The following is a 12892-nucleotide window of genomic DNA, read 5'->3' as shown; positions in this document are numbered from 1 at the left end:
CGGGTTTATTTCACTGTTTGCTTAGTCAGCAACATCGCATCGCCATAACTAAAGAAACGATAGCGCTGCGCCACCGCCTCTTGATAGGCTGCCATCATATGGTCATACCCGGCAAATGCCGACACTAACATCAGCAGGGTCGATTCGGGCAGGTGGAAGTTGGTAATTAACAGGTCCACCGTGCGGAACGCATACCCCGGAAAGATAAAAATATCGGTATCACCAAAAAACGGCTCAATTTCACCACTTTTGCTGGCCGTTTCGAGACAACGAACCGAAGTTGTACCCACGGCCAATACCCGATTACCCCGCGCCTTGGTTTCTCGAACCGCCTGACACACCTCTTCGGACACCTCAATATATTCAGCATGCATTTTGTGATCCTGAATATTATCGACCTTCACTGGACGAAAAGTACCCGCGCCAACATGCAGGGTAACAAAGGCTTTATTTACACCTTTTTCTTCCAAGCTGCGCATCAGGGCGTCATCAAAATGCAATCCGGCTGTCGGTGCAGCCACCGCACCGGGCTTCTCGTTATACACCGTCTGATAACGTTCACGATCCGACAATTCATCTTCACGCTTCATATAAGGTGGCAACGGCATATGGCCAAACTGCTCTAGCGCATCGATCAGGTGCCCTTCCGCCAGATCAAACTCCAGCTCGAACAGATCATCATGGCGTCTCACCATGGTCGCTTTTAAGCCACCATCGAGGGTAAATTCGGCACCCGGTTTCGGCGAACGGCTCGAGCGAATATGCGCCAGCGCCGAACGCTCATCCAGCACCCGCTCGATCAGCACTTCGATCTTACCGCCAGAAGCTTTCTCGCCGAACATGCGCGCGGGAATCACCCGGGTGTTGTTAAATACCACTAAATCACCGGGTTCCAGTAGTTCTAACACATCAAAAAACTGTCGGTGCTGAAACTCGCCACTATTGCCGTCGACACAGAATAAGCGGCTATCGCTACGCTTTTCCAGCGGATAACGGGCAATCAGCTCATCGGGTAGATCGAAATGAAAATCTTTAACCTGCATAGAAAAACGCTAACCTAAACTCAGTGATTCAGCTATGACTGACCACGTAACCTGCGCTCAGCCGACAAAAGGGGGCATATTCTACCCGAGTCCCCTTTAAACTTCAGCTATATTAACGAGTAGAGTCTAATGATTTAGCAACGGGATACACCGCGATGACGACAGAGGAAAGCGTGGGAACATACGTCTCTCACGGTTCGACGCGCCGAGAGAAAGCACATAAAGAATAGAAGGCACGGTATTACCTTACCAAACAACCAATTAGCTACTTAATCATGCCGTTCATTCACAGCAGATGGCACCCCGGCCCCGTAAATAAACGTGAAAACGGAAAATACGAGCGCGGGCCAGTATTTTTCCACTGCAGCAATCTGTTATGAAATGACCTATTTCGCAAATTCAACTAAGCGTTGTTGCACTTACCATATGAATCACCGTTTAATTTATGAAACACCCTATTTAGGTTTTATCGCATCAGGAACGGCTTTCACTTTGAGTTCGCGTGAAGCACTCACTTCAGCCACCTTACGCTGAGGCTTTGAAATATCAACTTGAGTATGTAGATTAAACGTGATGGAATAAGTCTCTTTTGTTCGTGAGTCTTGAGCTTTATACGAGAAAGTTTCAAAAGCTTTACAGGGGTTACATCTATTAGTGAGCAACTGTTTAAGCAGGATATTCTGTAGTTCTTTTTCATTGTATTTACCGCCCATGGCTTTGTTCAGCATTGGGGGGATTACTTCAGAAAGGTAATATGAGCGGGCTTCGTCTTTTAACGCGCTGACTCTTTTTAACTGACCCTCATTTAATTCTACTTTTTCAGACATAATTACGCTTTTAATAATGATATCAATCCCTTCAATAGGAGTATCCCCACCTTGGGCAAATACTAAAGTGGGGATAAGCAAGGTGATGCTTAATAACGTTTTAAATATATTCATAATATTCTTCCTTGTGTCATCTTTACAAAGCAACATTGCTTTGCGGCTAAGGCACTTAACAGCGCGTTATATTAAGCATCCTATTTAGATTTTATTGCATCAGGAACGGCTTTCACTTTGAGTTCGCGTGAAGCACTCACTTCAGCCACCTTACGCTGTGGTTTTGAAATATCAACTTGAGTATGTAGATTAAACGTGACGGAATAAGTCTCTTTTGTTCGAGAATCTTGAGCTTTATACGAGAAAGTTTCAAAAGCTTTACAGGGGTTACATCGGTTAGCGAGCAACTGTTTAAGCAGGATATTCTGTAGTTCTTTTTCATTGTATTTTACGCCCATCGCTTTGTTCAGCATCGGAGGGATTACTTCAGAAAGGTAATATGAGCGGGCTTCGTCTTTTAACGCGCTGACTCTTTTTAACTGACCCTCATTTAATTCCACTGTTTCAGACATAGTTATGCTTTTAATGATTATATCAATCCCTGGAACAGGAGTGTTCCCGCCTTGGGCAAATACTAAAGTGGGAATAAGCAAGGTGATGCTTAATAACGTTTTAAATATATCCATTATGTTCTTTCCTTGTATCATCTTTACAAAACAGTATTGCTTTTGCGGCTAAGGCACTTAACAACGAGTTATAGTGCTGCATCCCTGCCATAAACGTACTTCAAGCATAATAGCCACATCCTGTTAAATCAAAGCGTTAATTCGACATTACGGTGGTTCAGAAGAAGGAAGCAAAAGTCTCCGAGCGTAAGACTGGCTTGCATAGTCATCAACTAACGCCTTAACCTTCTTTTTAATCAATAAGTTACAAAAAACCTGAACGATTTTCTGTGCCGCCCACTAAAGCCCCTACTATTTATCCGTCTTAATAGTACTTGGATGCGCGTATAATGCCGCCCTGATCTTTTTAACCCTCTTAATTATATCAACCATTTATTAACCCTTTATTAACCATAGGCTCCGGATTTACGATTCGGTCGGCTGAGGAGAACAGATGTCACAGACTATAGTCTGCGCGATGTATAAGTTTGTCGTGCTTGAAGATTTTGAAGCCCTACGCGAACCACTGCACAACGTTATGTTGAACAACGATGTACGCGGCACTCTGCTGCTGGCGCGTGAAGGCATTAACGGCACCGTGGCTGGCAGCCGCGCCGGTATTGATGCCCTGCTGAGCTGGTTGCAGAACGACCCTCGCCTAGCCGATATTGGCTATAAAGAATCCATTGACGACAGCAACCCCTTTCATCGCACCAAAGTTAAGCTGAAGAAAGAGATTGTCACCATGGGCGTGGACGGCATCGATCCCAAACGGATCGTCGGCACCTATGTTAAACCCGACGAGTGGAACGCCTTGATCTCTGATCCTGAAGTAACACTGGTGGATACCCGTAATGATTATGAAGTACAGGTGGGCACCTTTAAAGGAGCGATTAATCCCAACACCAACACCTTCCGCGAGTTTCCTGACTATGTTAAAGAGCAGCTAGACCCGCAAAAAAACAAGAAGGTCGCGATGTTTTGCACCGGCGGTATCCGCTGTGAAAAATCCACCGCTTACCTGAAAGAGCAAGGCTTCGATGAGGTCTACCACTTAGAAGGCGGTATTCTTAAATACTTGGAAGAGGTTCCACAGGAACAGTCTATGTGGGAGGGCGAATGCTTTGTGTTTGATAACCGCGTAACCGTCAACCACCAGCTTGAAAAAGGCAGCTACGATCAGTGTCATGCTTGCCGTTTACCACTGACCGAAGAACAGATGCAAAGCGAACAGTATCAGGCAGGCATCAGCTGCCCGAACTGCTATGACAGCCTCAGCGATGAGCAGCGTCAACGTTTCATTGAACGACAGAAACAGATGCAGCTAGCAGAACAACGAGGCGAAGCCCATATCGGTGCCGACGCTAACGATACCAGCAGCAAACGACGCGAGCTCAAGCAGCAACTGCGTGAAGCCCAACACGAAAGCCAATAAACAGAACCTAAGAGGGCGCATCAAGCGCCCTCTTAGTCTCTCTCCTCAACTCTCACCCGTTCAACACACCCCATCAAAGCGGTAGCCTACACCATGCACCGTGGTGATAATCCGCGGCGACTTAGCATCCAACTCGATCGCTTTACGTAGTTTCGATATATGCTGATCCAGCGTGCGACTGTTGGCAAAATAGTCCCGCCCCCAGCAGTGATTAAACAGCGCATCGCGATCCACCACCTTGCCCTGTTGCTCGAACAGCAAGCGCAGTATTTTCAGATCTCTTAGGCTTAACTCAATCACCTGATCATCCCGCAGCGCACGAAATTCAGCGGGCCTAATCTCAAGATCGGCCATAACAAAGCTATCCGACTCGGCCAGATCGACCACCGGACGCTGTGCCCGCCGCGTCACCGCCCGAATCCGGGCAATCACCTCTCGGCTACCGAAGGGCTTTTTAATGTAATCATCCGCGCCCAGTTCTAGACCCAACACCTGGTCGATCTCTTCCGACTTAGCGGTAATAAAGATCACCGGTAGCTGCTCATTCTGTTGCCGAATACGCCGACACACTGCATAGCCATCCTGCTTTGGCATCATAATATCCAACAACACCAGATCCGGCTGATGCTGCTGGTATAACTGCCAGGCCTGCTCACCATCGGCCGCTTCAAGACACTCATAGCCTTCTGCTTCCAACAGCAGTGCTAGCCCCTGACGAATATGCAGGTCATCCTCGGCAATCAAAAGCTTCATAACAGGGTCCGTCTATACATGGGATGCCTCCGTAGAGGCGGCTTCTATCTTAACCGGCGTTGCCAGCGTGAGTAAAAAACAAGCGCCCGAGGCGGCATCCGTATCACGGGATTCAACAATAAGATCGCCTTGGTGCGCTCTGGCCAAATCCCGCGCCAGCCCTAAACCAATCCCTGTGCCGCTCACCCCTTCGGTGAGTTTATCGCTGCCACGGTAGAAGGGTTCGAACAGTTTTTCGGCATCATCCGCCGCGACACCGGGGCCAAAATCGCTCACCCGAATATAACTATATAAGCCGTCCACCTGTTCCGCTTGCCAACTATGGATATCGACAAAACGCCCCGCCGCGGCATACTTTTCACAGTTACTCAGTAGATTGTTCATAATCTGTTCCAGCGCTTCACTGTCGAAATAGCACGGCTGCGTCGCCTTGCCACTAAAGCGCAGGCTTAATTGTCGCGCACTTAACACCGGCGTAAACAGTGCCACCAGCTGTGCAAGACATTGATCAATAACACCCTGCTGATAGCGAACACTGACGCCTTCGCGCTTCGCGCGGGAAAAGCTCAGTACATTATCAATTAAACGCGACAATCGCCCCGCTTCACTGCTAATCACGCCCAAATAGCGCTGCGCCAGCGGCTCATCATCCGGCAGTGTTTGTTCCAGCATCTCAGTATATAGGCGCACATTGGTCAACGGCGTTTTCAGTTCATGGGAGACCTGATTCACAAAATTCACTCGCTGTTCTGCAATTCTTAGCTCACGGTTATGTTCGCGATACAACAAGTAAGCCAGCGTCGACAACCCCGCCCCGAGCAACACCAATAACAGGACTAATCCTAGCCAACCGGTGATCGCCACCGGCAGTTCAGCGGCATAATAGGCCAGATACCAACTCGCCAACGGGTGACTCAAGGGCATCGTTTGCAACGGCTTTTGAGTCTCTGCAGGGCGTAGCCCGCCCCAGCTATAGACGGTTTCGCCTCGATCATTAATCAAGCGGATTTCGTTATTGCTATCGGCATCTGCAGCTTGGTCGCCCTCGGCCATCACCGCGCTAGAGGGCAACTGGTTGATCAGGTCCGATAACAAGCGAGGCGAATTCAGCGCAAAACCGATGGTATTGCCATCCCTGTCTTGCCACCAAAAGATCTGCTGTAAGCCGGCTTCGGCATACCAAGCGATCCAACCATGAGGGTGTTCCGGCGCACTGATCGCCGTGGTGTCCGCCAGTGCTTGCACGGCGACATCGGCGCTGTAACGGGATTTTTGAGCCACCGATTCGCTAAGACGCGCGCTCTGAAGTTCACCACGATTCGCCGAAACAGCACCTATATTTGCCTGACCTACGGGATCTAACATCGGCATGGTAAAGCGTTCCGGCTCACGCAGTAGTTTACGGGTCAATTCGACAAAGTCTTGCTCTTGCTGAGTTAACGGCTGATCTAGCGGAGGGAAACGACGTTCCCCTGTAGGCGACAACACAAACATCTGCTTGACCACCGCCGACTGCGAGATTAAACGACGCATTGACGCAACGCTATACTGCCCCGCTGTTTCTTGCTGCAAGGCTTCAGCCTGACGAATAAAACCCTGCTGCAGCAGAAAAAAATGCTCTTGAAACTGGGCATCAATACTCTGTAGTCGATCGTTGACTAAGTTATTCAGTTGATGAGCCACCACCTGCTGTTGATCTAGCTGCAGGCGCACCCCAAACCACGCTAGCAATAGCAGCGGCAGGGCGATGATGACAGCAAGCAACAAAGGTGTTCGTCTTTTCACAGAGTCTTCCGCTATGCATGGGGTTAACCCTTTGGTTTACCCCAGCGTGGTTAGTCGATATTAATAGGTCTGCTGCGTGGCACGTTTGTATTGGCGCGCTTTCAGCTCTTTACGCTGTTTGTTCCAGTCCTGCTCGGTTTCTAGGGCATCCGCATCTTGCAGGGCTTCCTCTTGCTGCTCTTGCAACCGTGGCGAACTCAAAGATTTAGCCTGCGAACCCAAATAAGAAGCACTATCTTGCAGGATTTTCTTCGCCCCTTCGAGGTCACCGCTGTCCCGCGCTTCAATGGCATCCCGACTGTATTCGTTCGCCACCTGCTCAACCGCCGCTTCCAGCGCTTTATCATCCCGCGCCGCAGAAACTTCCTGACGTGAACCACTAAAGCGGGCAATACTCTGGCCAGATAACTGCTCTTCGTGCTGAGTGAACAGATTATCGTAAGCCACGTTCACCGATACTAACTCCAGTTCGGTCTCCGCTTGCTGGGCAGGCACTTCGACCTCCAGAATAACGAATTTTTCCTGCTCGCTATACAGCTGATTCAGCCGTGTCGTCACCCGATTACCCATAATCTCACTTTCCCGGCCGAGCAAACGAATCGGTTTAACGCCGTTTTGACAATGGATCTCAATATTAACCCCCTGCGCTACCACCGATAACACATCGCCAAACTCATACTGAAATACTGAGGCTAAGTCTTCCGCGTTTTCGACAAAGGCATGATTGCCATCACTAAAGCCAGCTAAGCGGGTCATTAAGTCTTCGTTATAACCTAGCCCTAAACCGATAGTGGTGACACTGATCCCCTCTTTCGCCAACGACGCCCCCAACTCACCTAACTCAGAGGCTGATTGCGGGCCAACATTGGCCAGCCCATCGGAGAGCAAAATCACCCGATTCACTTTATTGCGGCTGAGAAACTTACGCAGTTCATTGGCGCCTTTGCTGACACCGGCAAACAGCGCGGTATTGCCATTGGCATGGATATGACGAATTGCATCATAAATACGCTGCTGATCACGCACCTCGGTGGCAGGCACCACTACCTGAACCCGTGAATCGTAACTAACCACCGAGACGATATCCCGCTCATCCAGCCGTTTGATCGCCATAATCGCCGCTTCACGGGCATACTGAATTTTATCGCCACCCATAGAGCCGGACTTATCCAACACAATCGCAACATTAGCCGGTATCCGAGCCTGCTTATCCTGCTGTTTGAAACCTTCCAGCGACACTTTAATAAAGGCCCGATGGGATTGATCCGCCTGCATCACCGGAGTGGCCAGATTAATATTCAGACTAACCTGATTCGCCTGAGCCCACACCGGCAACAAGGTTAACAATAGGCAGCCCAATGTCCGAATGGATCGTCTTAACATATGTTTATCAGCTTGAGTTTTCATGGTCACCTTCCTGAGTTGAGAATCTAGTGGCGTAAGCCACCGTTGTAGTGACTCTACCCTCAGCCCGATATTAAAAAGTCAGATGAAGTTATCGATTTTGTAAGAAATTTGTAAAACATCGGTCGTCACCAATCACACCTAATAGCGCATCGCTTAAACGGGATTGGCCGTCTGATGACATAACTCTATCCAGCGTTCGATACCGGCACTGCGATACTTATGCCGATTGATCACCAAATATAGCTGTCGACTAAAATCACGGCCCGCCACACGCAACGGCACCAAGGAACCCAGTTCAAAAGATTCCTGCAATGCAATGCGGGATAAACAACCGATCCCTAAGCCCTGCATCACCGCTTGCTTAATCCCTTCGACGTGCTCCAACTCTAGCAGTACATTCAAGTTGGGCAATAACCCATGCAGCGCCCAATCAAACGCCTGACGAGTACCTGAGCCCTGCTCACGTAGCACCCAACGAGCCGCGAGCAAATCAGTATCACTCAACTGGTGCTTGCTAGCCAAGGGATGATCCGGCGCACAAAACACCTCCAGTTGATCCTTCACCCAGGGAATCACCTCCAGATCGGGATGCTGCACTTCACCCTCCACCAAACCGATATCCAACTCAAAGTTGATCAGCCGAGCCGTAATGACCGATGTATTAGCCACCTGAAGATCCAACTTAGCGCGAGGCTGCTCATCCAGATAACGGGCCATTAAGCCCACCGCCAGATAATTACCGATAGTCATGGTAGCCCCAATTTTCAACTGCCCCACCGCTTGATGCTGAGACATATCCAACTGCAAACTTCGGGCACGCTCTAATAAGGCCTCAGCACGGGGCCGTAGCAACCGTCCCAACTCGTTAATTTTCAATCGCTTACCAATACGATCAAACAACTGAATATCGAATTGAGATTCAAGATCACGCAGCGCACCACTGGCAGCCGACTGAGACATCGACAAACTATCCGCCGCTCGCGAGATATTATCGAAATGCGCCACCGCCAAAAAAACCTCTAATTGCCGCAAGGTATATTTCATAATCTGTTTTTCCGATAAGCATTATCATAACAATCGTCTTTAACAATATAGCAGGTAGGTTTAATATGCACTTAAGAAATAAGTGATTCAGTTTTTATAACCTGAATACAAACCACTATCACCCATTTAGTATGAGGTAGTTCCATGTCTAATATCGGTCGCGAAGAAGTTCTCAGCGTACATCACTGGAACGATACCCTATTTAGCTTCACCACCAGCAGAGACCCTAGCTTTCGCTTTAAAAACGGTCACTTCACCATGATCGGTCTAGAACACGAAGGCCGCCCGCTGATGCGCGCTTACAGTATTGCCAGTGCCAATCATGAGGATCAACTGGAGTTCTTCAGCATTAAAGTGCAGGACGGGCCCCTCACTTCTAAACTACAACGCATTCAAGTCGGCGATCAGATACTGATCAGCCGCAAGCCCACCGGCACCCTGATCAATGATAACTTGCTACCGGGTAAGCATCTTTATCTGATCAGCACCGGCACCGGCCTAGCGCCCTTTATGAGCATCATCAAAGACCCGGAAATATATGAGCAATACGATCAGGTCATCCTCACCCACGGGGTGCGTGAGCTTTCAGAACTGGCCTACGCCGATGTGATTCAAGAACATCTGCCAAGCAACGAATACTTTGGCGATATGATCAGCGATAAACTGCTGTATTACCCCACCGTCACCCGCGAACCCTTCCGTAATCAGGGCCGCCTGACCGACCTGATCGCCACGGGGAAACTGACCAAGGATCTTGGCTTGCCAGATCTTAATACAGATGATGATCGTTTTATGATCTGCGGTAGCCCCAGCATGATCAAAGACACCACTAACATCCTCGACAGCATGGGCTTTACAGAAGCCCGCAATGGACATATCGGCCATTACGTCATCGAACGCGCCTTCGTAGAGCGCTAAAAATGGCCATAAGGTTCATGATTTTAAAAAATATTCATGAACCCCATTGACCCGATGAAAACGAACCGTATAATACGCTCCACGTTTGCGCCAGTGTGATGGAATTGGTAGACATAGGGGATTCAAAATTCAACCCCTTTAGCAAGAAAACTACTGCAACAATTTGATTTTTATAGTAAATTGTTAAGTTCAAGCGTTAAAAATGGCATGTAGAGCCATGTAGAGTTTAAGTGTCTGCGCCAGTGTGATGGAATTGGTAGACATAGGGGATTCAAAATCCCCCGCCCTTAAAAGCGTGCCGGTTCGAGTCCGGCCACTGGTACCACTTAACTCATTGATTCAAAACTACTAAATAGATAACCGAGTGCTGACTTAGCCCTCGGTTTTTTTATGTCTACAGAAATCTCCATGTAGACTTTCCATATAGAAAATAGCCCATAAAAACGCCCTTTCCGTGTAGATTTTTTTGCAGAGCTAAGTCATGCAACAGCCCTACTTGAAGCCTAATAATTTTTTCTATTAAGCTGCCTGTGCGGCAGTGAACTAACCGATGAAAGTACCAACCTTCGATGACTCTTTCTAAGCTGCCTGTGCGGCAGTGAACTTTTGAATGTTTGGGCCTCTTTTAAAGTCATTTTTCTAAGCTGCCTGTGCGGCAGTGAACCTACGCAGCTCTGGATAAAGTATCACGCGAGCTTTCTAAGCTGCCTGTGCGGCAGTGAACTTGAACAACGGTCCGGGTTATATGTCTGTGCATTTCTAAGCTGCCTGTGCGGCAGTGAACATATATCATTTTTGCGCTATTCTTCTGACTATTTTCTAAGCTGCCTGTGCGGCAGTGAACCCCAAAATGGAGAGGGGAAAGTGTGCGAGATGTTTCTAAGCTGCCTGTGCGGCAGTGAACACAAATAGAGGTTTAAATGAATGATTTAATCATTTCTAAGCTGCCTGTGCGGCAGTGAACATGTAATACCGCCTTGGTATCTGCAAGCCTACTTTCTAAGCTGCCTGTGCGGCAGTGAACTTTAATTTTGTCCGTATAAAAATTGACTTGAGTTTCTAAGCTGCCTGTGCGGCAGTGAACATCACCGCTTGCTTCTGTCGCAATCGTCATCATTTTCTAAGCTGCCTGTGCGGCAGTGAACGGGGTGATCCTGTCCAAACAGGTCGATCTGTTTTTCTAAGCTGCCTGTGCGGCAGTGAACTACTTTGCCCATGACCGTTTATCTCGTGTCGTTTTCTAAGCTGCCTGTGCGGCAGTGAACAATAATCATCGCCATCATCATACGGAGCAATCTTTCTAAGCTGCCTGTGCGGCAGTGAACAACACGGTGCTGTTATTGATCAGTGGGTGAATTTTCTAAGCTGCCTGTGCGGCAGTGAACTTCTTCATGCCCTACTAACTCCGCCCCTGTCTTTTCTAAGCTGCCTGTGCGGCAGTGAACGAACGGTTGATTGATTTTGGCCGGAGCGGCTGTTTCTAAGCTGCCTGTGCGGCAGTGAACCCAAGGCACGAGCTGCTGAGTTTGGTTTTGTTTTTCTAAGCTGCCTGTGCGGCAGTGAACTAAACGGGCTGATTATGATACAGATAAGCATTTTTCTAAGCTGCCTGTGCGGCAGTGAACCGAGACGCAATCATTGCCGTGTGCGGTGGTGCTTTCTAAGCTGCCTGTGCGGCAGTGAACCACCCGCCGCCGCGCCCGCAAATCAAACGGTGTTTCTAAGCTGCCTGTGCGGCAGTGAACCTGCTGGGGTTTCTGTGCAATCACGACGGCGATTTCTAAGCTGCCTGTGCGGCAGTGAACGAAACCAGTGCGTGGGATTGCGATAAACGTAATTTCTAAGCTGCCTGTGCGGCAGTGAACCATGCAAAACTCTGTTTCATACTGAGGATCAATTTCTAAGCTGCCTGTGCGGCAGTGAACTTTGTCGCCTCGCTTGGTGACGCATCCGATGATTTCTAAGCTGCCTGTGCGGCAGTGAACGATGTATAACCACCGCGAACGCCGCGAGTTTTTTCTAAGCTGCCTGTGCGGCAGTGAACCGTCACCATCCCCGCGGCTTCTAAAATACGCTTTTCTAAGCTGCCTGTGCGGCAGTGAACCAGTGGAGCAATATTATATAAGAGCTGTTGAATTTCTAAGCTGCCTGTGCGGCAGTGAACACCGAAGCGGCTGGCAAAGGCAACCCCGGCATTTTCTAAGCTGCCTGTGCGGCAGTGAACCAGGGGAGATTGCTATTGTCATCTTTCGACCTTTTCTAAGCTGCCTGTGCGGCAGTGAACAACTTTATTGGCTTCAAGTACGATGAAGATCATTTCTAAGCTGCCTGTGCGGCAGTGAACCATATTAAACAAGCACAACACGCGCCCTGATTTTTCTAAGCTGCCTGTGCGGCAGTGAACCGGCTGCGGCGTCTTATCAGATGTGGCTTGATTTTCTAAGCTGCCTGTGCGGCAGTGAACCATCAAAGGTGCGGATAGTAAAAGCGGCATCATTTCTAAGCTGCCTGTGCGGCAGTGAACTTTCGAAATCTCGTCAGCAAGTTTTTTAAAGTTTTCTAAGCTGCCTGTGCGGCAGTGAACTAATTGTTCGTGTTATTCCTCAAGCGCGTTCATTTCTAAGCTGCCTGTGCGGCAGTGAACGGAGAGCTATTCACCCTTGCTCAGCATGTTGTTTTCTAAGCTGCCTGTGCGGCAGTGAACACGATCACCGATATTACCGGGGCCTATGCCCATTTCTAAGCTGCCTGTGCGGCAGTGAACGTCATCGGTGGTTCAAAGTGGGTGTGAAATCCTTTCTAAGCTGCCTGTGCGGCAGTGAACTGATGTCACAGGTACGCCGGAGCTTCAAAGGTTTTCTAAGCTGCCTGTGCGGCAGTGAACCATCGGTGTTGAGCGCCGTCACCGTCGAATCATTTCTAAGCTGCCTGTGCGGCAGTGAACAGTGATGTAGCGTCAGCCGGTAAAGAGGCGACTTTCTAAGCTGCCTGTGCGGCAGTGAACGCATTCGTTGCGTCTGC

General features: G+C 49.0%; 9 protein-coding genes, 1 tRNA gene and 1 CRISPR repeat array (1 of these 11 running past the window's edge). Of the genes, 3 read left to right on the top strand and 7 right to left on the bottom strand.

The features are described 5' to 3' along the window. Nucleotides 1–5 precede the first annotated feature (5 nt). The 3 genes from queA to AC0L4K_RS01135 all read right to left on the bottom strand — a co-directional run bounded on the left by queA (nucleotide 6) and on the right by AC0L4K_RS01135 (nucleotide 2550). Nucleotides 6–1043: a tRNA preQ1(34) S-adenosylmethionine ribosyltransferase-isomerase QueA gene (gene queA / locus AC0L4K_RS01145; protein WP_473267960.1), complete on the bottom strand. Its 1038-nt coding sequence runs from the start codon at nucleotides 1041–1043 to the stop codon at nucleotides 6–8. A gap of 455 nt (nucleotides 1044–1498) precedes the next feature. Continuing rightward, nucleotides 1499–1984, bottom strand: coding sequence for a hypothetical protein (locus tag AC0L4K_RS01140; protein WP_473267959.1), 486 nt, complete (start codon nucleotides 1982–1984; stop codon nucleotides 1499–1501). 80 nt (nucleotides 1985–2064) lie between these two features. Then, a complete protein-coding gene (locus AC0L4K_RS01135; protein WP_473267958.1) occupies nucleotides 2065–2550 on the bottom strand; it encodes a hypothetical protein in 486 nt (161 codons plus the stop codon). A gap of 433 nt (nucleotides 2551–2983) precedes the next feature. Here AC0L4K_RS01135 and trhO point away from each other — a divergent pair, with 433 nt between their 5' ends. After that, nucleotides 2984–3964 carry an oxygen-dependent tRNA uridine(34) hydroxylase TrhO gene (trhO, locus tag AC0L4K_RS01130; protein ID WP_473267957.1) on the top strand — a complete coding sequence of 327 codons (981 nt, stop codon included), beginning with the start codon at nucleotides 2984–2986 and terminating at the stop codon, nucleotides 3962–3964. 60 nt (nucleotides 3965–4024) lie between these two features. On the opposite strand, the gene AC0L4K_RS01125 is transcribed toward trhO, so the two are convergent. The 4 genes from AC0L4K_RS01125 to AC0L4K_RS01110 all read right to left on the bottom strand — a co-directional run bounded on the left by AC0L4K_RS01125 (nucleotide 4025) and on the right by AC0L4K_RS01110 (nucleotide 8953). Beyond that, a complete protein-coding gene (locus AC0L4K_RS01125; protein WP_473267956.1) occupies nucleotides 4025–4717 on the bottom strand; it encodes a response regulator transcription factor in 693 nt (230 codons plus the stop codon). Between the two features lie 12 nt (nucleotides 4718–4729). Next, entirely contained in the window at nucleotides 4730–6502 is a 1773-nt protein-coding gene (locus tag AC0L4K_RS01120; RefSeq protein ID WP_473267955.1) for a sensor histidine kinase, read from the bottom strand. Nucleotides 6503–6562: 60 nt separating this feature from the next. Continuing rightward, nucleotides 6563–7909: a vWA domain-containing protein gene (locus tag AC0L4K_RS01115; protein ID WP_473267954.1), complete on the bottom strand. Its 1347-nt coding sequence runs from the start codon at nucleotides 7907–7909 to the stop codon at nucleotides 6563–6565. A 153-nt stretch (nucleotides 7910–8062) separates the two neighbouring features. Further along, nucleotides 8063–8953: a LysR family transcriptional regulator gene (locus AC0L4K_RS01110; protein WP_473267953.1), complete on the bottom strand. Its 891-nt coding sequence runs from the start codon at nucleotides 8951–8953 to the stop codon at nucleotides 8063–8065. 144 nt (nucleotides 8954–9097) lie between these two features. Here AC0L4K_RS01110 and AC0L4K_RS01105 point away from each other — a divergent pair, with 144 nt between their 5' ends. Beyond that, complete coding sequence (locus AC0L4K_RS01105) at nucleotides 9098–9871, top strand: ferredoxin--NADP reductase (protein WP_417227893.1); 774 nt, start codon at nucleotides 9098–9100, stop codon at nucleotides 9869–9871. Between the two features lie 238 nt (nucleotides 9872–10109). Further along, nucleotides 10110–10196 (top strand) — tRNA-Leu (locus AC0L4K_RS01100). Between the two features lie 191 nt (nucleotides 10197–10387). Beyond that, nucleotides 10388–12892: a CRISPR direct-repeat array (repeat unit 28 nt; unit sequence TTTCTAAGCTGCCTGTGCGGCAGTGAAC); it runs 4967 nt beyond the window's last position.

This window comes from Amphritea sp. GJ51-11 (assembly GCF_055808735.1).
The sequence above is the reverse complement of the archived record's forward strand: the minus strand, read 5'-3'. Positions and strand labels throughout refer to the sequence as shown.

Bases quoted from the DNA above. Each gene is read 5' to 3' on its own strand.
- AC0L4K_RS01135 (WP_473267958.1), bottom strand. From the start codon at position 2,550: ATGGATATATTTAAAACGTTATTAAGCATCACCTTGCTTATTCCCACT.
- AC0L4K_RS01125 (WP_473267956.1), bottom strand. From the start codon at position 4,717: ATGAAGCTTTTGATTGCCGAGGATGACCTGCATATTCGTCAGGGGCTA.
- trhO (WP_473267957.1), top strand. From the start codon at position 2,984: ATGTCACAGACTATAGTCTGCGCGATGTATAAGTTTGTCGTGCTTGAA.
- AC0L4K_RS01110 (WP_473267953.1), bottom strand. From the start codon at position 8,953: ATGAAATATACCTTGCGGCAATTAGAGGTTTTTTTGGCGGTGGCGCAT.
- AC0L4K_RS01105 (WP_417227893.1), top strand. From the start codon at position 9,098: ATGTCTAATATCGGTCGCGAAGAAGTTCTCAGCGTACATCACTGGAAC.
- AC0L4K_RS01140 (WP_473267959.1), bottom strand. From the start codon at position 1,984: ATGAATATATTTAAAACGTTATTAAGCATCACCTTGCTTATCCCCACT.
- queA (WP_473267960.1), bottom strand. From the start codon at position 1,043: ATGCAGGTTAAAGATTTTCATTTCGATCTACCCGATGAGCTGATTGCC.
- AC0L4K_RS01115 (WP_473267954.1), bottom strand. From the start codon at position 7,909: ATGAAAACTCAAGCTGATAAACATATGTTAAGACGATCCATTCGGACA.